Origin of the sequence: Streptomyces sp. XD-27, from assembly GCF_030553055.1 — a bacterium.
Taxonomy (GTDB): Bacteria; Actinomycetota; Actinomycetes; order Streptomycetales; family Streptomycetaceae; genus Streptomyces.
This window is the reverse complement of sequence record NZ_CP130713.1, coordinates 6,487,547-6,511,623: the sequence shown is the minus strand read 5'-3', so window position 1 is coordinate 6,511,623 and position 24,077 is coordinate 6,487,547. Positions and strand designations below refer to the sequence as shown.

At 71.3% G+C, this 24,077-nt stretch carries 21 protein-coding genes, 1 tRNA gene and 1 pseudogene; 13 read left to right on the top strand and 10 right to left on the bottom strand.

The features are described from left to right. Positions 1-288: 288 nt before the first annotated feature. Positions 289-1,304 (bottom strand): annotated as a pseudogene (locus Q3Y56_RS28375) (DUF5954 family protein). Between the two features lie 269 nt (positions 1,305-1,573). Here Q3Y56_RS28375 and Q3Y56_RS28370 point away from each other — a divergent pair. Further along, on the top strand, positions 1,574-2,788 hold the full coding sequence (locus Q3Y56_RS28370) for a serpin family protein (protein ID WP_304464635.1): 1,215 nt from the start codon (positions 1,574-1,576) through the stop codon (positions 2,786-2,788). A 58-nt stretch (positions 2,789-2,846) separates the two neighbouring features. On the opposite strand, the gene Q3Y56_RS28365 is transcribed toward Q3Y56_RS28370, so the two are convergent. From Q3Y56_RS28365 to Q3Y56_RS28355, 3 genes are all read right to left on the bottom strand, one after another. Continuing rightward, positions 2,847-4,772 carry a calcium-binding protein gene (locus Q3Y56_RS28365; RefSeq protein ID WP_304464634.1) on the bottom strand — a complete coding sequence of 642 codons (1,926 nt, stop codon included), beginning with the start codon at positions 4,770-4,772 and terminating at the stop codon, positions 2,847-2,849. Positions 4,773-5,234: 462 nt separating this feature from the next. Further along, positions 5,235-5,594, bottom strand: coding sequence for a hypothetical protein (locus tag Q3Y56_RS28360; RefSeq protein WP_304464633.1), 360 nt, complete (start codon positions 5,592-5,594; stop codon positions 5,235-5,237). A gap of 14 nt (positions 5,595-5,608) precedes the next feature. Next, on the bottom strand, positions 5,609-6,862 hold the full coding sequence (locus Q3Y56_RS28355) for a helix-turn-helix transcriptional regulator (protein ID WP_304464632.1): 1,254 nt from the start codon (positions 6,860-6,862) through the stop codon (positions 5,609-5,611). A gap of 132 nt (positions 6,863-6,994) precedes the next feature. Between Q3Y56_RS28355 and Q3Y56_RS28350 the strand changes: the two genes are divergently transcribed. The 6 genes from Q3Y56_RS28350 to Q3Y56_RS28325 all read left to right on the top strand — a co-directional run bounded on the left by Q3Y56_RS28350 (position 6,995) and on the right by Q3Y56_RS28325 (position 10,847). Further along, positions 6,995-7,243 carry a hypothetical protein gene (locus Q3Y56_RS28350; protein WP_304464631.1) on the top strand — a complete coding sequence of 83 codons (249 nt, stop codon included), beginning with the start codon at positions 6,995-6,997 and terminating at the stop codon, positions 7,241-7,243. 135 nt (positions 7,244-7,378) lie between these two features. After that, complete coding sequence (locus tag Q3Y56_RS28345; RefSeq protein WP_197991012.1) at positions 7,379-7,507, top strand: albusnodin family lasso peptide; 129 nt, start codon at positions 7,379-7,381, stop codon at positions 7,505-7,507. Between the two features lie 67 nt (positions 7,508-7,574). Beyond that, positions 7,575-9,272 (top strand): albusnodin/ikarugamycin family macrolactam cyclase, encoded by a 1,698-nt coding sequence (locus Q3Y56_RS28340; RefSeq protein ID WP_304464630.1) that lies wholly within the window; start codon positions 7,575-7,577, stop codon positions 9,270-9,272. Then, the gene (locus tag Q3Y56_RS28335; RefSeq protein ID WP_304464629.1) at positions 9,254-9,907 is read left to right on the top strand and encodes a lasso peptide biosynthesis B2 protein; all 654 of its coding nucleotides are present in this window, start codon (positions 9,254-9,256) and stop codon (positions 9,905-9,907) included. Before Q3Y56_RS28340 ends, Q3Y56_RS28335 begins: the two co-directional genes overlap by 19 nt. After that, positions 9,904-10,458: a GNAT family N-acetyltransferase gene (locus Q3Y56_RS28330; RefSeq protein ID WP_304464628.1), complete on the top strand. Its 555-nt coding sequence runs from the start codon at positions 9,904-9,906 to the stop codon at positions 10,456-10,458. Before Q3Y56_RS28335 ends, Q3Y56_RS28330 begins: the two co-directional genes overlap by 4 nt. Positions 10,459-10,637: 179 nt before the next feature. Then, complete coding sequence (locus Q3Y56_RS28325; RefSeq protein ID WP_304464627.1) at positions 10,638-10,847, top strand: hypothetical protein; 210 nt, start codon at positions 10,638-10,640, stop codon at positions 10,845-10,847. Between the two features lie 89 nt (positions 10,848-10,936). On the opposite strand, the gene Q3Y56_RS28320 is transcribed toward Q3Y56_RS28325, so the two are convergent. After that, positions 10,937-11,024 (bottom strand) — tRNA-Leu (locus tag Q3Y56_RS28320). A 173-nt stretch (positions 11,025-11,197) separates the two neighbouring features. After that, on the bottom strand, positions 11,198-12,742 hold the full coding sequence (locus Q3Y56_RS28315; protein ID WP_304464626.1) for an aldehyde dehydrogenase family protein: 1,545 nt from the start codon (positions 12,740-12,742) through the stop codon (positions 11,198-11,200). Positions 12,743-12,963: 221 nt separating this feature from the next. Here Q3Y56_RS28315 and fdhD point away from each other — a divergent pair, with 221 nt between their 5' ends. After that, positions 12,964-13,815: a formate dehydrogenase accessory sulfurtransferase FdhD gene (gene fdhD, locus Q3Y56_RS28310; protein WP_304465834.1), complete on the top strand. Its 852-nt coding sequence runs from the start codon at positions 12,964-12,966 to the stop codon at positions 13,813-13,815. A gap of 199 nt (positions 13,816-14,014) precedes the next feature. Here fdhD and Q3Y56_RS28305 read toward each other — a convergent pair whose 3' ends face one another. Beyond that, complete coding sequence (locus tag Q3Y56_RS28305) at positions 14,015-14,485, bottom strand: MarR family winged helix-turn-helix transcriptional regulator (protein WP_304464625.1); 471 nt, start codon at positions 14,483-14,485, stop codon at positions 14,015-14,017. A gap of 105 nt (positions 14,486-14,590) precedes the next feature. Between Q3Y56_RS28305 and Q3Y56_RS28300 the strand changes: the two genes are divergently transcribed. Continuing rightward, the gene (locus tag Q3Y56_RS28300; protein ID WP_304464624.1) at positions 14,591-15,520 is read left to right on the top strand and encodes a zinc-binding dehydrogenase; all 930 of its coding nucleotides are present in this window, start codon (positions 14,591-14,593) and stop codon (positions 15,518-15,520) included. Positions 15,521-15,690: 170 nt separating this feature from the next. Next, positions 15,691-17,631, top strand: coding sequence for a sialidase family protein (locus Q3Y56_RS28295; protein ID WP_304464623.1), 1,941 nt, complete (start codon positions 15,691-15,693; stop codon positions 17,629-17,631). A gap of 11 nt (positions 17,632-17,642) precedes the next feature. On the opposite strand, the gene Q3Y56_RS28290 is transcribed toward Q3Y56_RS28295, so the two are convergent. Next, on the bottom strand, positions 17,643-18,674 hold the full coding sequence (locus Q3Y56_RS28290; RefSeq protein WP_304464622.1) for a bile acid:sodium symporter family protein: 1,032 nt from the start codon (positions 18,672-18,674) through the stop codon (positions 17,643-17,645). A 93-nt stretch (positions 18,675-18,767) separates the two neighbouring features. Here Q3Y56_RS28290 and Q3Y56_RS28285 point away from each other — a divergent pair, with 93 nt between their 5' ends. From Q3Y56_RS28285 to Q3Y56_RS28275, 3 genes are all read left to right on the top strand, one after another. Continuing rightward, positions 18,768-19,649, top strand: coding sequence for a LysR substrate-binding domain-containing protein (locus Q3Y56_RS28285; RefSeq protein WP_304464621.1), 882 nt, complete (start codon positions 18,768-18,770; stop codon positions 19,647-19,649). Between the two features lie 305 nt (positions 19,650-19,954). Beyond that, the gene (locus Q3Y56_RS28280) at positions 19,955-21,757 is read left to right on the top strand and encodes a long-chain fatty acid--CoA ligase (protein ID WP_304464620.1); all 1,803 of its coding nucleotides are present in this window, start codon (positions 19,955-19,957) and stop codon (positions 21,755-21,757) included. A 104-nt stretch (positions 21,758-21,861) separates the two neighbouring features. Then, positions 21,862-22,695: an aldo/keto reductase gene (locus Q3Y56_RS28275; protein ID WP_304464619.1), complete on the top strand. Its 834-nt coding sequence runs from the start codon at positions 21,862-21,864 to the stop codon at positions 22,693-22,695. 28 nt (positions 22,696-22,723) lie between these two features. On the opposite strand, the gene Q3Y56_RS28270 is transcribed toward Q3Y56_RS28275, so the two are convergent. Together Q3Y56_RS28270 and Q3Y56_RS28265 are read right to left on the bottom strand one after the other, a co-directional pair. Beyond that, positions 22,724-23,605: a trans-aconitate 2-methyltransferase gene (locus Q3Y56_RS28270; protein WP_304464618.1), complete on the bottom strand. Its 882-nt coding sequence runs from the start codon at positions 23,603-23,605 to the stop codon at positions 22,724-22,726. A gap of 124 nt (positions 23,606-23,729) precedes the next feature. Further along, a complete protein-coding gene (locus Q3Y56_RS28265) occupies positions 23,730-24,041 on the bottom strand; it encodes a 4a-hydroxytetrahydrobiopterin dehydratase (protein WP_304464617.1) in 312 nt (103 codons plus the stop codon). Positions 24,042-24,077 lie beyond the last annotated feature (36 nt).

The window sequence follows — 24,077 nt, the reverse complement described above, 5'->3', positions numbered from 1 at the left end:
GTGATATGCCGTACAAAAGTCAAATGCGAACGATTATCCACAGAACCGCTCTTACTCTTACCGCCCTCACCCTGACAGCCGGCGGCCTCGCCGCGCTCACGGGCACGGCTCACGCGGCCCCCGCAGGAGACGACGGGGAACCAGGCCCGGTCGTGAGACTCGTCTGCGAGAGTCCCCTGGAGAAGCTGGCCAAGGACCGTTGCGCCTATGAGATGTTGGTCAAACCGCGCCTCGCGTCCCTGTCGAAGTACTACGGATACTCCTACTGGTGACGTCCCGGTCCGGCGGTCAGTCGTCGTGGCGGAGGGTGCCGTCGTCGTCCATCGTCGGGTGCAGCTTCATGGGCTCGTACCGGTCCCGGTCCGACAGGCGGGGCGGCTCCGGCCCGTCCGTGCCGGAGCGGACCATCCGTCCGATGCGGCAGATCCGGAACAGGCTGCCTCCCACCCGCGCCTCATCGGCGCGGCCCGCGGCTCTGAACTCCTCCGCGGCTCGCGCGTAGTCCGCCTGCTCCGATTCGCTCAACCCCTGGAACGTGGGCCAGCCCTCGGCCAAGCCGTCGTAGAGCAGACACCGCGCCTCGTGCGGGGTGGGCATAAGAGCCCCGCGCGGCCGCCACCCTCGCTCCGTGCGCTCGGCGACGCCGAAGCCCACGGGGAGGAGTACGACGTCCGGATAGTCCGCGACGGCCCGCTCGGAGTCCTCACACGCGTCGCGGGCGAACGGCGCACCCGGGTAGGAGAAGTCACGCAGCGCCAGCTTCAGGGCGCTCTCCATAAGGCCGTCCTCCCGGTCGGGGTCGAGGACGAAGCCGGGGTCCGGGAGGGGGTCTCATGACGCCCGTCCCAGGACAGGTCGGCCGCCTCCGCGTCGGTCGGCCTCGGCGGCTCCAAGCCGTCCTCGCCGCCGCGGGCGAACGCGTCACCCCGTACCACCCGGTACCGCACGCCGAGGGCCTCCAACTCGTTGACCGGCTCGCGTTCGAGCACCGCCACCGCCGCCAGCAGGTCGCGCCGTACGCCGGGGTCGTCGGTGTCGTCCTTGGCCCTGAACCACAGCATGGAGTTCAACGAGTCCCGGGCCTCTTGAGGGGTGCCGCTCGTCATCGACTCCACCAGCCGCCACCCCGTACCGACTCCGGAATCCCGCGCGGCGACACCGAAGACCGGCCCGCGGAGCGCGAAGTACGGATACCGACGGGATCTCTCCACCGCATCGGCCTCGGCCACCCAGGCGGCGGGGTCATCGCGGCGCACCAGGCCCGCGTGGATCCGATCCAGCTGTCGCTTCCAGTCGTCGGCCATGCGCACATTGTTGCCACTGGGGCCCACTCGCCAGGCCCGAACGCCCAGAATGATCAGAACTTCATGCCACGCGTCCGGCGCGCTGGGGGTTCCGCTACCCGACCACACGCGGTGGGCTGGTGTGCCACCGCGTGCGGACGTCGGTGGCCTCCTGGGGCGCGAGCGAGATCGGGGCGGCACGCACCCGGGCGGATACCCTGATCAACGGCCGGGGGCGGTGTCGGTCCGGCCGATGGGCTGAGCGACGGAGACGGGGACGGGGAACGGGAATGCTCGCCGAAGAGACCGTACGGGCGGTCAACCAACTGACCGGCGACTGGGCACGGATCGCGGTGGACAAGGCTCCCGACGGAGTGGACGGAGGCACCGTCTTCTCGTCCGCCGGGGTCTGGCCGTTGCTCGCGGTGCTGGCGGGCGGCGCCAACGGGCCCGCGCGGGGCGAGCTCGAAGCCGCTGTGGGCCTTGCGGGCAGCGTGAGCCCGCTGGCCCAGGGACGCGCGGTGATCGAGGCGCTGGACGCGATGGACGGGGTGGCCGCGGCCACCGGCCTGTGGATCCGGCAGGGCCTGGTGCCGGTGCGCCGGGCGTGGGAGACGGCGCTGCCGCCGGGCGTGCGCGGCGCCCTCACCGGTGATACGGAAGCGGACCGCCGGGAGTTGGACGGCTGGGCGGCCCGGCACACGGCCGGCGCCATCGACACGATGCCGGTGCCGGTGACGCCCGACACCCTGCTGGTCCTGGCCGGGGCGCTGCTGCTGCGCACCACGTGGACGGTGCCCTTCCGGGACGGGTGGATGACCCCGGACCACGGGCCGTGGCGGGCGCGGCAGTTGCATGGTCTCTACCAGTCCGGCAAGGACCTCGACGGTGTCCGGATCGCCCACGACACCCCGGCAGGACCCCTGACCGTCGCCGAGATCCCCGGCGACAACGGCCTGACGGTGTTCCTGCTCCTCGGCTCCGAGGGCGTGGCCGGCGGTGAGGTACTGCACGCGGGCGTGGGCGTGCTCGCCGGCGACTGCGAGACCCGGCCCGGTTCGGCCCTGCCGCCCGGTGAGGCGGGCCCGGGCGTCACCGTACGGGAAGTCACCAGCTGGGACGCCACCCCGACGCTGACCATCGCCACGCCGCAGTTCACGGTACGGGCCCGCCACGACCTGCTCCGGCACGCGGGACTGTTCGGGCTCCGCACGGCAATGGACGCCTCGCGCGGCCACTTCCCGGGCATCAGCCCGGTGCCGCTGGCCGTCTCCTCCGCGCAGCAGGCCATGACAGCCGCGTTCACCGCGAAGGGATTCGAGGCAGCGGCCGTCACCGCCTTCGGGATCGACGCGTCCGGTGTGCCGATGCAGCGGTCGATGCATGTCGGCGCCTGCTTCGACCGTCCCTTCGGCTTCCTCGCCGTCCACCGCGCCACCGGTCTGGTACTGGCGGCGGGCTGGGTCACCGACCCCGACGACATCCCCGACCTGTCGACCCTCTGAGAACCCCGGCTCATCCGGGGTTCTCACAGGTGTCCGAGGAGCCCGGCAGGCCGGTCCGCTACGAGCAGCTGGTGCGGATGTCGCCGGGGTCCGTGGTGCAGGTGTCGGTTCCGGCGCCACCGTTGGCCGTGTCGTTGCCGGACACGGTGTCGACGGTGTCGAGCGCGTCGGCGCCGGAGTATCCGGTCAGCGTGTCGTTGCCGGGGCCGGCGTTGAGCGTGTCGTTGCCGATGCCGCCGTCGGCCCTGTCGTTTCCGTATCCGGCGTGGACGGTGTCGTTGCCGCCGACCGCACTGACGACGTCATCACCGCTGAGGGCGCAGATCACGTCGTTGCCGGAGGTGCCAACCAGGTTGTCGGCCCCGCTGGTACCGATGGTCGTGCAACCACGGGCGTTGTTCACGGTGGTGGTCGCCGTGGCGGTGTTGTTGCCCGGTACGGGGTCGGTTTCTGTGGCGTCGACCGTGGCGGTGTCGGAGAGGCTGCCGGTGGACCTGGGTTCGGCGACCACGGTGACCGTGGCGGCGGCCCCGGGGGCCAGGGAGCCCAGGGTGCAGTCGGCGCCGGTGGACGTGGTCGTGCAGGTGCCCTGGCTGGGCGTGGCCGACATCAGTGTCACACCGGCTCCGGTCAGGGCATCGGCCAGTGCGACGTCGGTGGCCGACGCGGTCTCGCTGGAGTTGGTCACGGTCACGGTGTAGGAGACTCGGTCGCCGATGCTGACGGCGGCAGGGCCGGACTTGGCGACGGATACGTCCACGCCGGGCGGGGGCGGTGCGGAGCCGCCCTCGTAGCGGGCCAGTGCGAAGTCGTAGCCCGGCCCTCCGGTGCCGGCGGCGACGATCTTGTCGTCGCTCTGCAGCGCGACGGCGGATGCCTGGTCGGTGCCGCCGAAGTCGGTGGTCACCTTGCCGTCACCGCTGAAGCCGGTGTCCAGGCTGCCGGTGGTGTTGTAGCGGGCCAGCGCGAACTCATGGACGTCGGCCGTAGCGCTGTTGCCGGCGGCGATGATCCTTCCGTCGGACTGCACCGCCACGTCGTGGGCATGGTCGAATCGGCCGTCGAAGTCGGTGGTCACCTTGCCGTCACCGCTGAAGCCGGTGTCCAGACTGCCGTCACCGGTGTAACGGGCCACCGCGAAGTCGCCGCCCGACGCGCCGACGGCGACAATCCTGCCATCCGACTGCACCGCCACCCCCTCGCCGAATTCGGTGCCGCCGAAGTCGGTGGTCACCTTGCCGTCACCGCTGAAGCCGGTGTCCAGGCTGCCGTCACTGGTGTAGCGGGCCAGCGCGAAGTCGAAGGCGGTGCCCCCGGCGTAGCCGACGGCGACGATCTTCCCGTCGGGCTGCAGCGCCATGTCGAGGGCCAGGCCACCGCCGTCGAAGGCCGTGGTCACCGTGCCGTCACCGCTGAAGGCGGTGTCCAGGCTGCCGTCGCTGGTGTAACGGGCCACCGCGAATTCGCCGCCCGACTGGCCGACGGCGACAATCCTGCCATCCGACTGCACCGCCACCGCGGACCCGTCCGCGGCGCCGTCGGAGCCGAAGTCGGTCGTCACCATGCCGTCGCCGCTGAAGGCGGTGTCCAGACTGCCGTCACTGGTGTAACGGGCCACCGTGAACCAGCAGCAGCCGCCTTGGACCACATCCTCGCTCCGGCCGACCACGACGATCTTGCCGTCGGACTGCAGCGCCACCCCGTTGGCCACATCATCGCCGCCGAAGTCGGTGGTCACCATGCCGTCACCGCTGAAGCCGGTGTCCAGACTGCCGTCACTGGTGTAGCGGGCCAGCCCGAAGTCACCGGAAGCGCCGATTCCGACGGCGACGATCTTGCCGTCGGGCTGCACCGCCATCCCATGGGCCTCCTCACCCCCGCCCATGTCGGTGAGCACCTTGCCACCGGCACCGAAGCCGGTATCCAGGTCGCCAGGGGCAGCCCACGCGACCCCGGGCAGCGCCAGCACAAGCGCCAGGCCCATGGCAGCCCCCACCCCGACCCGGTCCGCGCGCGACCATCCACGCCGTCGCCTTGCGCGCCCCAACAGTGTTCGCAGACCAGACATGAGCGTGGACATACGACCCCTCAGCCTCTCATCGCCCTACAGCCGGGCACGGCTTCCCGTGACAGCCTCAGCCTCTGACGGCCGTTGCGAGGGGGCCTCCCCGGCTGAGCCATTCGAGCCCACCGGGATCCGGGATCCACCCAGAAGGCGGAAACAGAAAAACCCCAGCTCAGCTGGGGTTTCTCAGTGGTGTCCGAGGGGGACTTGAACTCTCGCCTCGGGCATCAGCCCCCAACCGCTCTGACCGGGGGAAAACGCCCGCTGACAGGCTCGATTTCGGCGGGCGCTTCTCCTCTTCTTTCCTGCTGTTTCAGTCCCTCTCGGACCCCTGTTGGTCATGCGTTGGTCACGTGACCAACCCTCCGACTCTGGCCCTGATCAGGACTTTTCGATGACCTCGAAGATGTCGGCGTCCGTCTCCTGCTGCCATGCCGGGAGGTCGGGCCAGTCGGCGACGTACCCCGGCTTGGGCTCCTCGAAGTGCTTGAACATCTGCGCTGTCCAGCACACTGCCACGAACCGGCCCTTCTGCTCCCGCGACAGCTTGGCCGTATGGCCGTCGCTGATCTCGATGAACTGGCGGACCTGGTCATAGACCGCGCCTGCGGCGTCGCGCTCCCACTGCGGCGTGTCCTCCCAGGGGGTGACGTAGCCGGGCTTGGGTTCCCCCGGGAAGTGGCGGTGCACTCCTTCGATCCAGGCTTCCCGGAACACTCGTGCGCCTTCGATCTGCGACATGCCAACCCCTCTCGTCACGGCGTGCTCAGCGTGGCGATCTCCGCCCCCAGCTCCGCTACCCGGCGGTCCCTGCTCAGAGGGCCGAACTCATCGCACAGGGCTTGGAGTCTACGGGCGATGTACCCGGACGATGATGCTTGGGCCAACCGAATGGCTTCCCGCCCGTATGCGACGACTTGTTCAGGGTCACGCCGCTTCGCCCCGACAGCGGCAAGATCGGTCAGGACGGCGCCCCTGCGCCGGTACGACTGCCCGGAGGCAAGGGCGGTCTGGGCCAGCGCCTTCTTCAGGGTCTCTTCCGCCAGGTCGAGGCGGCCAAGCTGTACGTAGCGCGCTCCCCGTTCCTCGGCCAACCGCGTCCCGTCGAAGCGCAGCCAGCCCCCGTTGGTGCCGTCCGTGCTCAGCTCCCTCACCTGCTCCGCGTCGTCCAGCGCGCGCTCACAGGCGTCCAGGTCGCCAATGCCGGCGTACGCCTCGGCCTGGACGGCGGCGACCCAATGCCGGGTGGCGAGGATGCTGTCTCCCCGCTTGGCCAGTCTCTCCGCCGCTCCAAGGATCTGCGCCGCCTGGCGGTAGCGGTGCTCGGACATGTCCACGTAGGCGTGGCGCGCGAGGGCGCAGGCCCACAGGTCGAAGGCTTCGGCGTCCTTGCTGACGGACGCCGCCAAGGAGTACGACGCTGCCGCGTCGGTGTATCGGTTCGCGTCGAAGGCGACCTCTCCGGCCAGTTGGAAGAGGTCGGCTGCTGCGTTCAGGAGCGGGCGGGAGTTGCCTCGGGTATCCGCCAGGGCTTCGTTCAGCGTCGATAGCTGGTCGCGGACGATGGGATAGACGGAGCCTTTGGAGCGGGCTAGCTGGTAGACCTGCCAGAGGTGGTTGTTCATCCGCGTGAAGTCGGCGGGCGCGCCCCTGCGCACTCCGTCGGTGAGGGCTTCTGCCTCATCCAGCGGCAAGGCGGTCAGGGCCCCGCTGACTGTGAGGATGCGGAGGAATTCGCGGCGGATCATTTCGTCGGGGTCTCCCACGCCTGGGTGGTCACTGGACTGCTGCCCTGCTTCCTCATGGCTGGCTGCTCGTGGCTGCGTCAGGAGGGCGTCAAGCTCGGTGAGGCTGACTTCGAGGGCGATGGCCAAGCTCCGTCGCTGGGGTGGCTGAGGTTTGATCCTGCCGCCCTCCCAGCGTCCGACCGTTGTGCGGTCCACGCCGAGTAACTCGGCCAATTTCTCCTGACTGTAGCCCAGGGCCTTGCGTCGTTCCGCCAGTCCCATGGCAGCCCCTCTCCCGCGATCTGACCGCACGGTGTTCCCGTGCACGGATCTGCATCAAGACTGCCGCATTGATGCCGTGGGCTGCTCGGACTCTCAGCGCTTTCCTTGGAGTTGTCGCAAACAGGAGCAGGCGTGAACCTGCGGAAGGGTGCAGACATGGCAGCGAAGAATGGCATGGCTCTTGGGTCCAGCAAGGCCATCAGCCGTCGTCGCGAGGAACGGCGCGACGCCCTTGGATCGGTCCTGAACGGTACCTGGATGCTGGGCCAGATCCTCGTTCTGTTCCTCCTCGGCGTCGCGGCAACGCAGCACGACGGACTTGGAGATCACGCCTCGTCCTTGGCCGATCGGTCCATGCCGGACCACGAGACGCCCGCCTGAGACAGACGCGCTGACTCACTACGACGCGCCCCTAAGCCGCCTCCTGAGCCGCGCCACTCGCGTCGGGAGGTTGTTCCACCGTGCAGGGGGAGTCACCCCTCCACGCCCTACGGACTTCGGACGGAGGTGAACATCATGGAGGACCGCTCTCAGCTCGACACCGAGCCGGTTGAGGAGGTCGTGAGCCTGGAGGACGCGACGCTCCTGACGAAGGGCAACACCGACACCAGCGTGGAGAACAAGCGCTCGCCCTACGGGGCCTAGCATCCGGCGGCGGCATCTCTCTGAGGTGCCGCCGCACCCTTTCAAGCTGATCAGAGGAGGTGACTACATGCGTTGGTTCGGTGGGGCTCTCGCCTCGTCTGGCACGCCCCCGATGCCTATGGGCGCGCGGGCCCTGTGGCGGGAGCCGGAGGTCTGGTCCGTTGAAACAACGGTGCGCCTGGCGGAGTGCGAAGGCGGGCGACGGCTGGCGGTGTTCGGTCCATGCGGAGCGATGGATACGGAGCTGGCCCGGCTGGTTCGCTGTACAGACCTGCGGGAGTTCGACGCGGCGGCGACCGCCTGGTCTGGCTCCTACGCGCTCGCCTTGGACGATCGTGGAGACTCGCTCACCCTGTGGGCCGATCCGGCGGGCTCATGCCCTCTCTACGTGGCCGAGATCGATGGCACACACGTGTGGGCCTCCAGCTCACTGGCGCTTGCGTCCCTGCTGGGGAGTCGGCCGGACACCGCTTGGCTGGCGGCTCACCTTGCGGACCCAACCGCGTGGACGCCGGGGCTGTCGGCCTGGACCGGTATTGAGCAGGTACCCCCAGGGCATCGGTGGACGGTTCCACGAGACGGAGCGCCCTTCTCGGCGCCCTACTGGAGGCCGGTCTCCTCCACCTGGTCCGAGGCGGTGTACAGGCTCCGCAGCGACCTGGCGGACAGCGTCCTCATCCGCGTGAACGGGCGGGAGGTCTCGTCAGATCTGTCCGGTGGCCTGGACTCAAGCACCCTCGCGGCGCACGCCGCACAGTGCGGCCCGGTACTGGGAGTGACGTTCCACCCCAAGGGCCGGGAGTCGGGCGGAGACGCGGACCACGCACGCATCGTGGCACATGCCTTCCCGTCCATAAGGCACGTCTTCATGGCCTTGGGGCGGGAGCATCTGCCGTTCACAGACCTGGATGCCCTGGTACTCACGGATGAGCCAGCACCATCCGCTGTGACGATCGCCCAGCTCTATTCGCAGTTCGCCCTGTTGACCGCTGAGGGCGTGTCCGTGCACCTGACCGGCGATGGGGGCGATTCCCTGTTCATGCCGCCTCCGGTGCACCTCGCGGATCTCGCGCGCTCTGGCCGACTGCTACGTCTGGCCCGAGATGCCCAGTCATGGGGCCGCCTTCACCGTTCGAGCCCCTGGCGTGTCGTGGCCGCAGCCTGCAAGGCACCCGCTCGGCTGGGCAACGTCTCCGTAGCGAAGCCTTGGCTCACCCATCACGCGGCCACGCTGGCCGAGTCGGTTGTCTCGACAGACGCGAGTGCGGACCGCTTGGGTTATGCCGATCGCCACCTCCTGAACGAATCCCGCTACGTCGGCCGCACTGCCGCGACGGAGAACCAGCTCGCTGCCGCGTACGGGATCGAGATGCACAACCCGTTCACGGATGCCCGGGTGTTGGAAGCCGTGATGGCTGCTCCCTCGTCGGAGCGCTGGTCCGCCCAGCGGTACAAGCCGCTGCTGAGCGATGCGGTCGCTGATCTCCTGCCCGAGGATGTGTTGCGGCGCGGCTCCAAGGGACTGTTCGCGGTCGATCATCACCACGGGCTCCGCGCCAACCAGACCCGCGTCCTGGAACTCACGGCTGGCCATCTGGCTGACCTTGGCCTGGTGCGCCCGGCGGTCCTGCGCTCGCTTCTTCGCCGGGCAGCACTCGGTATCGACATCCCCTGGGGGCTGATCGAACCGCTTCTCGGCACCGAACTGTGGCTTCGCACTACCGACACCGCAACCGCGAGGGTTCGATGGGAGAAGAGGCCGTGAGGGTACCTGTCCCTACTCGGTACACCCGTACCGCACTCGCCGCATCGGTGGGCGTGGTCGTCAACTACCGGACCGGCACGACGGTGGTCCTTACCGGCGACTCCCTGAGCCGCTGGCTCGATTCGCTGGAGCACAGCGAAGCCCCGGCACCGGTGACTGTTCGCGCCTCCGAGATCTCATGGGGAACCAGCGAGTCGTCCGCCCGTTTGGATACCCCCGCAGCGCCTCTGTGGCCATGGCGTGTCGCTGCGACGGCGCTTCTGGTCACCACCCTCGCGGCGCGTCAGCTCGGGAGAGAACGAACGCGGTTCGGCCGTCTGGTACGTCTCGCAGAAGCGGGCCGTAGCCTCCCGCCCCCGACCCGCGAACATGCGAGTCTGGCGGTGAGGTCGGTCAGATGGGCCGCGCGTGTTCTCCCCGCTCGCGTCGCGTGTCTGGAGGAGTCGGCGGCTGCCGCCTTGCTGTTGGCAGTAGGCGGTCGCGGGGGAGCTTGGCGCCATGGCGTCGCCACAGACCCGATACGCATGCATGCGTGGATCTGCGACAGTCATGGTCAGCCTGTCGAAGAACCCGTTCAGACTGGTGACTACTCGCCCATCAATGGGTCAGAGCCAACGCCGAAGAGGTATAGATGACCGACCCTCACATCCTGCTTCCAGGCAAGCGAGTCAGCCTGGCCATGACCAACCGCGATCACCTGCCCGACTACCACCGTTGGGAGAACGACCCGAGCACGATCCTCGGATTCGGTACGCAGGTCCCTCAGTCTTGGGAGGTCCGTGCCGGCGGTTGGGAAGCCGCAGGACGTAACCGGGACTTCCCGCAGTTCGAGGTGATCACCACTGATGACCGCGCACCGGTCGGCATCACGACTCTCCAGATCGATCAAGCCGTTCGGACTGCCGAGTACGTCATCCTGCTCGCGCCGGAAGCACGGGGCAAAGGGCTGGCCACGGAGGCGACGGCCCTGACGCTCCGGTGGGCGTTCGAGTACGCCGCGCTGCGGATGGTCTGGCTGAAGGTGCTGGAGCCGAACGCGGCAGGGATCACCGCGTACGAGAAGGCGGGGTTCAAACCCGCTGGCCGACTGCGGCAGTCCGGTTACTGGCGTGGTCGACCCTGTGATGAACTCCTGATGGACGCGCTTGCCGAGGAGGCTCCCGCCCCTCCGGTGTCCGGGAGCTGACTCGTCCCGGGACCCTGACTCGATCGGTAAGCCAGGGTCCCGGAGCACGTCGCACGCCCCTGTGCGCCTGTCTCAGGCGCTCTCTGCCAGGTGGCGGTCGTCGTCCATTACGGACGGGCGTCCACCGACGTTGCCCTTGCGGGCCGCAGTGTCCAGCCCCGGCGCGAAACCGTCTGCACTTGCCGGAGAACTTCCGGCTGCACGACTGGCAGGCGTCGAAGATCACGAACGATCTGGACGCCCACGAGAACCCGGTAGAGGTCTCGGCCAACGCCCGGCACCACTCGCCGGGCTACACCATGGCGCGCTACGGCAGGCGTCGCGCCGAAGGGGCGAAGAAGCTGGCCGCGTCCGGCGCCAGCCGGATCGGCCTGTCATCCCTGGTCTGACCAGGAGATTCGCTCGGCTGTTGGTCACGTGGTTGGTCACGCCACAGCCGGAGAAACAGAAAAACCCCAGCTCAGCTGGGGTTTCTCAGTGGTGTCCGAGGGGGGACTTGAACCCCCACGCCCGATAAAGGGCACTAGCACCTCAAGCTAGCGCGTCTGCCATTCCGCCACCCGGACCAGGTGTGCTCCGCGGGTCTTCCCCGCGGCGACATGGGTAACGATACCAAGGTTTTGGAGCGCGTTTCACCTGCGTATCCGTCTGGTTCGCGCCCATAAGGGCGGTTTATGGGGGAGGCGGCCCGGGGGGCCGGGCCGCGGGTGGGTGGGTGGGCAGGCAGGTGGGGCGGTGCTCAGGTGGGCATCAGGTGGTAGTCGGGGAAGTTGCCCGGCAGGCGTTCCCCCGGCGGGCCCTGGGTGACGGCGCGTACCAGGAGGTCTCCGCCGACGAAGGCGCCGCGCCAGGACGCGCCGAAGCCGCCGAAGAGCTCCTCGCGGTCGCCGCGGGAGCGGGGGGTGCCGTGGCCGATCTTGAAGGCGCGGATCTGGGGTGCCAGGCGGCGGTATGTGGCCTCGTCGTCACAGGAGAGGGTGGCGACCAGAGCGCCGTTGCTGGCGTTCATCGCGGACAGCAGCTCCGCCTCGGTGTCGACCAGCACGATGGAGTCCACGGGGCCGAACGGTTCGGCGTGGTGCAGGGGCGAGGTGGAGGGCGGGTTGAGGAGCGTCACGGGTGGGACGTATGCGGATGTGTCCTGGCCGGGGAGGAAGGGGGCGGTGGCCAGGTCGCCCCGGTGGAGGGGGACGGCGCCCCTGTCGATCGCCTCTGCCACCTGGTCGGTCAGCTCCTTGGCCTTGGCGGCGTTGATCAGGGGGCCGAAGTCGAGTTCGGGGAGGGGGTCCGTGGGGTTCTCGACGGCCAGGGGGTGGCCGACCTGTACGGAGCGCACGGCCGGGAGGTACGCCGCCAGGAAGGCGTCGAAGGCGGAGCGCTGGACGACGAACCTCGGATACGCGGTGCAGCGCTGCTTGCCGTAGTCGAAGGTCTTGCGGATGCGCCCCGCCAGGGTGGTCCAGTCGGTGTACTGCCAGATGCCCCAGGTGTTCAGGCCCTCCTGTTCGAGGATGTGCCGCTTGCCGAGGTCGGCGACGGCCGTGGCCACCCGGGCGCCGGTGTCGCGGCCGCCGACGAAGGAGACGCAGCCGATCTCGGGCGCGCGGACCAGGGCCTCGGACAGTTCGCCGCCACTGCCGCTGACCAGCGTGACGGGCAGCCCCTCGCGGGTGGCGAGCGCGGCCGCGACGGTGAGGCAGGCGACCCCGCCGTCGGTGGGCGTCTTGGCGATCACGGCGTTGCCCGCCAGGGCCTGCACCAGCATCGCGTGGACCAGGACGCTCATCGGGTAGTTCCAGCTCGCGATGTTGCTGACCGGGCCCGGCAGCGGGGTCCGGCCCGCCACCATGCGGTCGATCTCCGCCACGTACCAGCGGACGCCGTCGATGGCGCGGTCCACGTCCGCCTGCGCCAGCCGCCAGGGCTTGCCGATCTCCCAGACGAGGAGGAGGGCGAGGAGGTCGCGGTGCTCGGTGAGGGCGTCGAGCGCGGCGGCGACCCGGGCCTTGCGCTCGGGGAGAGCGGTGTGCCGCCACGCGCGGTGCTGGTCGAGGGAGGCGCGTACGGCGGCGTACGCGGCATCCGCGGCCAGGCGCGGCGGGCCGGCGATCGGGGTGCCGTCCACCGGGTTGGTGGCCGGCAGGGTGCGGCCGTCGGCGTGCCAGCCGCCGGCCCACAGGTTGAGCGCGCGGTCGTCGCGGAACGCCTCGGGCGCGGCGGCGAGGGCGCGCTGCCAGGCGTCGGCCCAGGCGGTACCGGGCTTGAGGGTGAGGGTGGTTGCCATCTGCTGTCTCCGCTCTCGTTGCACGGTCTCGTTGCCGGTCTCGTTGCACGGGCAAGGCGGGAAGGTGGCGCTTGTACGGGGAAGGTAGTGGCACCGGCGTCGGGTCGGCCGGGGTTTCCGTGCGCGTATGGCTCACATCACGTCCGCCCGCCATGCAGGACAATGAGACCGGCCAACCACCATCCGCGCAGACAGAGCAGACAGGACCGGTGCTGATCGATATGGGACGGGTCACCGAGCGGCGCCGCGTCATCCGCGTCCGGGACGGCGCGGTCGACACGCGCCCGGACACCCTGGTCGCCGAGGAGCCCCTGGAGATCCGGCTCAACGGCAGGCCGCTGGCGATCACCATGCGCACTCCCGGCGACGACTTCGCGCTGGCCGCCGGGTTCCTGGTCAGCGAGGGCGTCCTCGGGCGGGCCGACGAGCTGGCGAACATCGTGTACTGCGCGGGTGCGACGGACGAGGGCCGCAACACGTACAACGTGGTGGACGTGCGGCTGGCCCCCGGCGTTCCCGTCCCCGACATCACCCTGGAGCGGAACGTCTACACCACCTCGTCGTGCGGGCTGTGCGGCAAGGCGAGTCTGGACGCGGTGCGGACCACGGCGCGCTGGCCGGTGGGCGACGACGCGGGGGCGCCGGTCCGGGTCACACCCGCGACGCTGTCCGCGCTCCCGGACCGGCTCCGCGCCGCGCAGCGGGTCTTCGACCGGACCGGGGGGCTGCACGCGGCCGCGCTGTTCACGCCGGACGGCGAACTCCTCGACGTGAGGGAGGACGTGGGGCGGCACAACGCGGTCGACAAGCTGGTCGGACGCGCGTTGCAGCAGGGGCTGCTGCCGCTGTCGGGCGCGGTGCTGCTGGTCTCCGGCCGGGCCTCGTTCGAGCTGGCGCAGAAGGCGGTCATGGCCGGGATCCCGGTGCTGGCGGCGGTCTCCGCCCCGTCCTCGCTGGCGGTGGACCTGGCCGCCGAGACCGGGCTGACGCTGGTCGGCTTCCTGCGCGGCTCCGCCATGAACGTGTACGCGGGCGACCACCGGGTCGTCCTACCGGCCGCCGCACGCGGCTGAGCCGGGGCCGCGGGCTGGCGGCCCTACGGCCCCCGATCCCCGGCCCCCGGCCCGGCCCGATCCCGATTCTCCGGCCCCGGCCCCGGCCCCGGCCCCGCAACGCGACCATCAGCTCCGGGTGCCGCCCGGCGTCAGCTCCGAGTGCAGCCCCGCTCGGCTCCCGCGCGCACGCCTCGTCGGCTGCGACTCGCGGCCCGCGTCAGCTCCGCATCGGCTCCCCCGCGCACCCCGCTCCCGGATCGGCGATACGGGTCAGCAGGTCGATCAGCTGGGCGCGTTCCTCCGCGGTGAGCGGCGCGGTCAGCTCGTCGTTCGCCTCGTCCCCCAGCTGCTGGGTGCGGCGCAGCCGCCGCTTTCCGGCCGCGGAGATCGCGATGGCGTTCTTGCGCCGGTCGGCGGGGTCGGGGCCGCGGGTGACCAGTCCCTCGGCCACCAGGTCCGTGACGATCCCGACCATGTCCTTGGGGTCGATCCGCAGGCTGCGCCCCAGTTCCGCCTGGGAGACGGGCCCGAGTTCGGCGACCGTCGACAGCACCGCGTGGTGCATCATCCGCATGCCCTCGCGGGCCAGCGCCTCGGCGACGAGCCGGTGGCCGCGCGCGGCGGCGCGGCCGAGCAGCCAGCTGGGCAGCGCGCGGATCCGGGCGGGGGCGAAGGGGGTTTCGGCCATGCGCCCATCCTACCGGGAAACCATTGGACTTCCCAACGATCGAGGGGTTAGCGTTGGGGCACCCAACGATTTCCGTCGGGTGTTCCCGCGTTTTCTGGAGGTGCTGTGCGCCGCGTCCGGTTTCATGAGTACGGCGGTCCCGAGGTGCTCCGGGTCGAGGAGGCCGAGCCGCCGGTGCCCGAGGCCGGGCAGCTGCTGGTCCGTACCGAAGCCATCGGAGTGACCCTGCCGATGGTGCGGAAGGTACGCGACGGCGGGCTGCCGCTGCCGGGAGCGCTGAGCGGCGAGGTGGCGGGCCAGGTGGTCGCGCTCGGCCCGCAGGTGACCGGCTTCGCGCTCGGCGACCGGGTCACCGCCCTGTGCTTCCGCGACGCCTACGCCGAACAGGCCGTCGTCGCGGCCGCGATGGCCAGTCCGGTGCCGGACGGCGCCACCGCCACCGACGCGGTGGCCCTGGTGCGCGGCGGCCTGGTGGCGCTCGGCGCGTATGCCGCGGCCCGCCCGGAGCCCGGCGAGTCGGTCCTGGTCACGGCCGCCGCGAGCGGCGTCGGGCACCTGGCCGTGCAGCTGGCGAAGGCGCGCGGCGCCGCCCGCGTCGTCGCCGCCGTGAGCTCTCCGGCCAAGGCGGAGTTCCTGCGCGGGCTGGGCGCCGACGAGGTGGTGAGCTACGACGACGAGTCGTGGGGCGCGCCGGTGGACATCGTGCTGGACGCGGTCGGCGGCGGGCTGCTGCCCCGCGCGGTCGCCGCCCTCGCCCCCGGCGGCCGGCTGGTCGCGTACAGCTCGGGCGGCGGCACGCTCTCCGCGTACGACCTCCTGGTGGGCGGCAAGAGCGCCATCGGCTTCCAGATGGCACGGATCGCGGCGGAGCAGCCGGATCGGGTGGAACGGTGGCGGCGGGAGCTGTGGAGCCTGCACGCCCAGGGTCGGCTGCGGGCCGCCGTGCACGCGCGCCTGCCGCTCGCCGACGCCGCCGAGGCCCACGGGATCATCGAGGCGCGCGCCAACCTCGGCAAGGTCGTCCTGGTCCCGTGACCCGGTGTCCGCAGGGGCGGCAGCCCGCCCACTCCCCCAACCGGCCCATTTCTATGGAAATGTGACGCACGGTCCTTGTGGGGTCGCGCACCGGGCGGGAGACTTCGAAGCAGCGCACTCGGGACGTGGGATGTCTTGATGTCCATATGCCTTCGAAGGGTCGGTCGGACATGACGTCAGATCTTCGTGCTCACCCCAGAAGACCGTGGCGGCTCCGAGCGGCGGCGTTACTCACCGCCGCGGGGCTCGCTCTCCTCCCCATCCCGGTACGGGCCGTGGACGCATCTGACTCGGCGTCCGCGGCCCGTGCGGATTTCGAGCAGCAGGTGCTCTTCAAGTCTTCCCAGGAACAGGGGTATTCCTGCTTCCGTATCCCGGCGATCGTGAAATCCACCAACGGCACCCTATTGGCCTTCGCCGAGGGCCGGGTGGACAACTGCGGAGACGCCGGGGACATCGACCTGGTCCTCAAACGCTCCACCGACGGCGGCCGCACCTGGGGTCCGCTCCAGGTCATCGACGACGGCGAGGGCGACACCCATGGCAACCCGGCCCCCATCGTCGACACCCGTACCGGCCGGATCGTGCTGGCCAGCACGTACAACACGGGGCGGGACGACGCCGCGAGCTGCGACGTGCCCTGTGACCGCAGCCCGCACTTCCAGTACAGCGACGACGACGGGCGCACCTGGTCGCGGCCGCGCGACCTGAGCGACTCGATCATGCCGGCGCACTGGAACTCCTGGTACGCCACCGGGCCCGTGCACGGCATCCAGCTCACCCACGGCAGGTACAAGGGCCGGCTGGTCTTCAGCGTCAACACCGAGACCTTCGACGGCGTCCGGGTCACGCACAACCACGCCGGTCTCGTCTACAGCGACGACGGCGGCGAGCACTGGCGGATCGGCGCGGTCGACAGCTATCCGGTGGCCACCGACGGCACCTTCCCCCAGAAGCCGTCGGAGATGACGCTGGTGGAGCGCGCGGACGGTGCCATCTACGTCAACGGGCGGGAGCAGGACGGCACCGGCCTCGGCCACCGCGACTACGCCGTCAGCCGGGACGGTGGCGCCACCTTCGCCGCGCCGTTCCGCACCATCCCCGATCTGTACACGCCGCAGGTGCAGGGCTCGGTGCTGCGGCTGCGCAGCACCGAGCGGGACGGGTACAGCCGGCTGCTGTTCGCCGCCCCCGCCGACCCCGACCGGCGCCGCACCATGATGATCCGCTCCTCCTGGGACGAGGCGCGCACCTGGGACCCAGTCGACCGTGGCAAGGTGGTGACCACCGACTGGTCCGGCTACTCCGACATGGTCGCCGTCTCCCACGACGAGGTGGGCCTGCTGTACGAGGGCGGGACGGCCGACGCCCGCGACGAGATCCGCTTCGCGCGCTTCACCGAGGACTGGCTCGGTCCGCGCCGGGGGCCGGACCCCACCACCCAGGACCTGGCACCGTGGGCCCGCGCCGCCACGGTGGTCGGCGGGGCGCGGGAGACCGAGGGCCGGTTCGGCTCGGCGCTGGCCCTCGACGGCGTGAACGACGCCGTACGGCTGCCGTACCGGACCGCGCTCCCGCTGGGCGCCCGGGACTTCACCGTCAGCCTGTGGTTCCGCTACCACGCCACCTCCGGCCAGCACCCCTTCCTGTGGATGGGCGGCATCGGCAACCGGCAGCCGCAGATCTGGCTGCGCGGCGAGCCGGGGAGCAACCGGATCCGCGCCCTGATGACGACGGCGACCGGCACCGCCGCCCCGCGCACCGCCTCCGTCAGCACCGCGGGGGCGTACAACGACGGGCAGTGGCACCACGCGGCGCTGGTGCGGACGGGCGGACGACTGTCGCTCAGCGTGGACGGCGACCCGCCCGCCTCGGTCCTCGACGTGCCCGGCACGGTCAGCCGGACCTCCCCGTTCGGCGTCCACCTGGGGCAGGCCCTGGACAGCCGGTCGCACGCCGCGGGCGCGCTCGACGAGGTGCGGGTGTACGGGCGCGCGCTGACGGACACCGAGCTGCGGCACGTCCGCGAGTTCAACGCGCCGCTGGACGACGCGTACGGCGGCCTCGTGCTGCGGCTGCCGCTGGACAAGGTGCGGCGGGCGGGTGGCTGAGCCGTCCGCCGTCACCTCGGCCGGGGCCCCACCGCGGGCCCCGGCCCCGGTACGGCGGCCGGTGCCGGGGCCGCCTGGGCCGCGAACCGCTTGGCGAGCACCGCGCACACCATCAGCTGCATCTGGTGGAAGAGCATCAGCGGCAGCACCGCCAGGCTCGCGTCGGCCCCGAACAGCACGCTGGCCATCGGCAGCCCGGCGGCCAGGCTCTTCTTCGATCCGGCGAAGACGATGGCGATCCGGTCGGCGCGGTCGAAGCCCAGCCGTCGCGACCCGTACGAGGTCAGGGACAGCATCACGGCCAGCAGCACCGCTTCCACCCCGAGCAGCGCCAGCAGCCGGACGCCGGAGACCTGGTGCCAGACCCCGGCCGCCATGCCCGCGCTGAACGCGGCGTAGACGACCAGCAGGATCGACCCTCGGTCCACGCAGCCCAGGGGGCCGCGGTGCCGGGTGACGAACGGCCCGATCCAGCGGCGCAGCAGCTGCCCGGCCAGGAAGGGCACCAGCAGCTGGCACACGATCTTCACGACGGAGTCCGCGTCGAACCCGCCGCCGTCCTCCCCCAGGAGCAGGGCGGCGAGCAGCGGGGTGAGGACGATCCCGACCAGGCTGGAGAAGGACCCCGCGCAGATCGCCGCCGCGACGTTGCCCCGGGCGAGGGAGGTGAAGGCGATCGAGGACTGGATGGTGGACGGCACCAGGCACAGGAACAGCAGGCCGGTGTACAGCGGCTGGGTCAGCACGTACGGGACCAGGCCCCGGGCCGCCAGCCCCAGGGCCGGGAAGACCGCGAAGGTGCAGGCCAGCACGGTCAGATGGAGCCGCCAGTGCCGCAGGCCGTCCAGCGCCTCCCGGGTGGAGAGCCGGGCGCCGTAGAGGAAGAACAGGAACGCGACCGCGGCGGTGGCGGCCCCGTCGGCGACGGGGGCCGCGGCGCCCGTGGCGGGCACGAGCGCGGCCAGCCCGACGGTGCCGAGCAGCGCGAGGATGTAGCCGTCCACGGGCAGCCGGGCGGGTATCGGGAGCTTGACGCTGCGCATGCCACCAGCCTGCCGCGCCCGACGATCATCGGGAATCCCGCTCACCGTACTCACTGCCATCACGGATCGCGATGAGCGGCCTAGACTGGCGACGTGTTCGACCCGGTCCAGCTGCGCACCTTCCTCACGGTCGCCCAGACCCTGAGCTTCACGCAGGCCGCCCACCGGCTGGGCCTGCGGCAGTCCACGGTGAGCCAGCAGGTCCGCAAGCTGGAGGCCGCGGCCGGGCGTCAGCTGTTCGCCCGCGACACGCACGGCGTGGAGCTGACCGAGGACGGCGAGGCCATGCTCGGCTTCGCCCGGACGATCCTGGAGGCGAACGAGCGGGCGGCGGGCTGGTTCGCCGGGACGCGGCTGCGCGGGCGGCTGCGCTTCGGCGCCTCCGAGGACTTCGTCCTCACCCGGCTGCCGGAGCTCCTGGAGGGCTTCCGCCGCGACCATCCCGAGGTCGACCTGGAGCTGACGGTGGAGCTGTCGGGCACCCTCCACCAGCGGCTGGGTCAGCTGGACCTCGTGCTCGCCAAGCGGTCCGCAGGGGGGCCGCAGGGGCGGCTGGTGTGGCGGGACAAGCTGGTGTGGATCGGCGGGGAGCGGCTGCGGATCGACCCGGACCGGCCGCTCCCCCTGATCGTCTTCCCACCGCCGGCGCTCACCCGGGCCCGCGCCCTGGAGGTGCTGGAGCGGCATCGCCGCCCCTGGCGCATCGCCTGCACCAGCGGCAGCCTCAACGGCCTGGTCGCGGCGGCCCGCGCGGGGCTCGGGGTGATGGCCCACACCCGCGGCCTGATCCCGCCGGGCCTGGTCCGGGTGCCGGAGCGGGCCGGGCTGCCGGAGCTGGGGCCGGTGGACTTCGTCCTGCTGCACGGTGAGCGTGAGCGCGGCGGCCGGGACGCCGCCGGGGCCCAGGCCGCGGAGGCACTGGCCGCCGCGATCCTCGCGAGCGGCGACCGCCTCCAGCGACCGCTGGGCGGCTGAACCGGGCCCTGCCGGCATCCCGGAGCCACCCCCGGACGGGGGTACGCGCACGGCCGAAAACCGACGGAACATGTGCCGTGCCCGAAGGGATTCCGTGAAGAAACAGGACGCACGGGACGCCGCCCGCGGTCCGCGGATGCCCGGCGTTCCCCGGAGTAACCCGGTTTACCCGACTGGCCTGGGCATATGCCGTCCGTCCCGGACGCGGGTGACCCCTCCCGCGACCGTCCGGTATCGGGTACGGTCGCGGCCCTGTGCGGAAGCGCGTCGAGGAGCACGTCATTGCGCGAGATCACCGTCCCCCGTTGGCGACGGCCCCCCTGGTCGGCGGACTGGCGGACGCCGTCTACGACCATGCGGCGGATGACCCGGGCCGGGTCGTGCTCGCCCGCAGGACGGCGGACGGCGGCTGGCAAGACGTGACATCGAGCCAGTTCCGCGACGAGGTGCTGGCGCTCGCCAAGGGCCTGCTGGCCCAGGGCATCCGGTTCGGCGACCGCGTCGCGATCATGTCCCGCACCCGCTACGAGTGGACGCTGTTCGACTTCGCGATCTGGTCCATCGGCGCCCAGACCGTCCCGGTGTACCCCACGGCCTCCGCCGAGCAGGTCTACTGGACGCTGTACGACGCGAACGTGGCCGCGTGCGTGGTGGAGCACGAGGACCACGCCATGACCGTCGGCTCGGTCATCGACCGGCTGCCGCGGCTGACGAGCCTGTGGCAATTGGACGCGGGCGTGCTGCCCGCCCTCTTCGACGCCGGACGCCGGATCGAGGACGACGTGGTGGACCGGCACCGGATGGCCCTGACCCCCGACGCGCCCGCGACGATCATCTACACCTCGGGCACCACGGGCCGCCCCAAGGGCTGTGTGATCACGCACGCCGCGCTGATGGCCGAGTGCGACAACGTCGTCGCCCGCTACGAGGACGTGTTCCACACCAAACCGGGCGACGAGGCGGCGACCCTGCTGTTCCTGCCGCTGGCGCACGTCTTCGGCCGCATGGTGCAGGTCGCCGCCGTCCGCGGCCGGGTCAAGCTCGCCCACCAGCCCAATCTCAGCGCCGCCGCGCTCCTTCCGGACCTGCGCAGCTTCAGGCCCACGTTCATTCTGGCGGTCCCGTACATCTTCGAGAGGGTCTTCGCGGCGGCCCGGCGGAAGGCCGAGGCGGAGGGCAAGGCGGGGCCGTTCGACAAGGCGGTGGAGGTCGCGGTGCGGTACGCGGAGGCGCAGGAGGCCAAGGCGTTCGGCACCGGCCACGGCCCGTCCGCCACGCTCCGCGTCCAGCACCAGCTCTTCGACAAGCTCGTCTACAGCAAGGTGCGCGAGGCGATGGGCGGCCGGGTCCGGCACGCGATGTCCGGCGGCTCGGCCATGGACCGGCGGCTCGGGCTGTTCTTCGCGGGCGCGGGCGTCACCATCTACGAGGGCTATGGCCTGACCGAGACCACCGCCGCCGCGACCGCCAACCCGCCGGAGCGCACCCGGTACGGGACGGTGGGCGTCCCGATCCCCGGCACCACCGTGCACATCGCCGACGACGGCGAGGTCTGGCTGCGCGGCGGCCAGCTGTTCACCGGCTACCTCGGCGACCCCAAGGCCACCGACGCGGTGCTGCGGGACGGCTGGCTGGCCACCGGCGACCTGGGCGCGCTGGACGAGGACGGCTATCTGACCATCACCGGGCGGAAGAAGGAGGTGCTGGTCACCTCCGGCGGCAAGACCGTGTCCCCGGTGCCGCTGGAGGACCGGGTGCGCTCCCACCCGCTGGTCTCCCAGTGCGTCGTGGTCGGCAACGACCGGCCGTTCGTCGCCGCCCTGGTGACCTTGGACCCGGAGGCGGTCGAGCACTGGCTGCGGATGCGGGGCAAGCCGGACATGCCGCCCGCCGAACTGGTCCGGGACCCCGATCTGGAGACCGAGATCCGGCGGGCCGTCGTCGCCGCCAACACGCTTGTCTCGCAGGCCGAGTCGATCCGTACGTTCCGGATCCTGGCCGCGCAGTTCACCGAGGAGCAGGGCCTGCTGACGCCGTCGCTGAAGCTGAAGCGGAAGGCGATCGAGAAGGCGTACACGGCCGAGGTCGACGCGCTCTACCGGCCGTGAGGCGCCGCGGGACCGGCGGTGAGCCGACGCGCGGGAATGCGGCGGGCCCGCCGAACGTTGATCGTGGAGATGTCCGCACCCCCACGACGTAAGGACGACCTCTCGTGACCAAGGTCCCCTTCATCACCCTCAACAACGGCGTCAGGATGCCGCAGCTGGGCTTCGGCGTCTGGCAGGTGCCCGACGACGAGGCGGCGGCCGCGGTCGGCACCGCCCTGGAGGCCGGGTACCGCAGCATCGACACCGCGGCGGTGTACGAGAACGAGAAGGGCACGGGCCAGGCGATCGCCGCGTCCGGCATCCCGCGGGACGAGCTGTTCGTGACCACCAAGCTGTGGAACAACGAGCACGGTTACGACGCCGCCCTGCGCGCCTTCGACGCCTCGCTCGACAAGCTCGGCCTGGACTACGTGGACTTGTACCTGATCCACTGGCCGGTGCCCTCCCGCGACGCCTACGTGGACACCTGGAAGGCGCTCGAGAAGATCCACGCCGACGGCCGGGCCAAGGCCATCGGCGTGTCCAACTTCCACCCCGCCCACCTGGAGCGGCTGTTCGCCGAGACTTCGGTGGTCCCCGCCGTCGACCAGGTCGAGCTGCACCCTCAGTTCCAGCAGGCCGAGGTGCGCGCGGTCAACGCCCGGCACAACATCGTCACCGAGGCGTGGTCCCCGCTGGGCCAGGGCAAGGGCCTGCTGGACAGCCCGGTGCTGGCCGCCATCGGCCACAAGCACGGCCGGACCCCGGCGCAGGTGGTGCTGCGCTGGCACCTCCAGCTGGGCAACGTCGTCATCCCCAAGTCCGTGACGCCGTCGCGGATCCGGGAGAACATCGACGTCTTCGGCTTCGAGCTGGACGACGACGACCTCGCGGCGATCGCCGCGCTGGACTCCGGCAACCGGCTGGGCCCGGACCCGGAGACGTTCGACATGGCCTGAGCCCCGGCCCGGCCCCGGCCCGTCCGCCCTACGGCCGCACCGCCGTGTGCACGGTCTGCGCGCTCAGCAGGAACACGTCCGGGCGCCGCAGGAGCCCCGCCTCGTCGTCCGGGTCCAGGAGTCGGCCGAGAGTGGTGAGGTCCTCGGCGTCCAACCGGTCCCCGAGTACCTCGTGGAACCGGGTGAGTTCGGCGTGCAGATGGGCGCGGACCCGCGCGTCCGCCGGTGCCGGCAGGTCGAGCAGGAACGTACGGCTGCGGACGTGTCCCAGACCCGCCGCGCGGAGCATCGCGGGCCAGTCCTCGACGGTGTCCGCGGTCTCGGGCAGCGCGCCGCGCATCGCGGCGAACCAGTCCTCCATGACGGCGTCGAGCCGTGCTTCGAGACCGGGCCGGCCGATGCCGATGTCGCGCGGCAGTCGCCGGGTGGGCAGTCCGCCCTCGGCGACGGCCAGCAGGCCGCCGGGGCGCAGCCGTTCGGCCAGGCTCGCCAGGGCGGCCCGCTGGTCGCCCATATGGTGCACCGTCTTGCTGGTCCAGATCAGCTCCGCGGTACCGGCCCCGCAGAGCCCCCCGGGCAGGTCGGCGGTGTGGGTGCGCAGCCGGTAGCCGATGCCCAGGCGCATGGCGCGGGCGCGGGCCCGCCGCAGCAGGGCGTCCTCGCCGTCCACGGCCAGCACCTCGGCGGCGGGGAACGCCTGGGCCAGTCGGCAGGCGGCGACGCCCGGCCCGCTGCCCACGTCCCACACCTGGCCGATCGCGGCGGCCCGTTCGGAGCCCAGCAGGTCGTCCCGCAGCCAGGCGATGGCCTGGTCGAGGGCGGGAGTGTTGATCTCGGCGCCCTGTTCCAGGAGGGGGGCGAGCTCCTCCCAGTCCAGCTGCGTGTGGTCGTGGTGGTGGTGAGAGGCCATCAGAGGTCCTTCGCCGTCCGGCGGGCCCGGCGGGGCCGCGCGTGGGTGTGCGTCTGGTGCCTCAGAGCGTCTCCTCCCGCCGACGCGGGATCAACGTTCGTTGCCGGTTCGGCAAAACCCGCGGTCAGCGGCGCAGCGTCGGGTGGGCGGAGGCGGCCTCCTCCACGCGGTGGGCGAGGGTGAAGTCCAGCTCGGTGATCTTTCCGCCGACGCTGTGGGTGTTCACCGAGACGGTGACGGTGTCGTAGCCGAGCAGCACGTCGGAGTGGTGGTCGAGCTCGTCCTGGATCCGGGCGATCTGGCCGACCAGGCCCGCCGCCGCCAGATGGCCGTCGAAGGCGTAACGGCGGGTGAGCCGGTCCTCCTGCTCCGACCAGCCCGGAAGGTCGCGCAGGCGGCCCTCGATCTCCTCGTCCGTCAGCGGCTCGACTGTCATGCGCCGTCATCCCCTTGTCCATGCGCGTCGGGTACG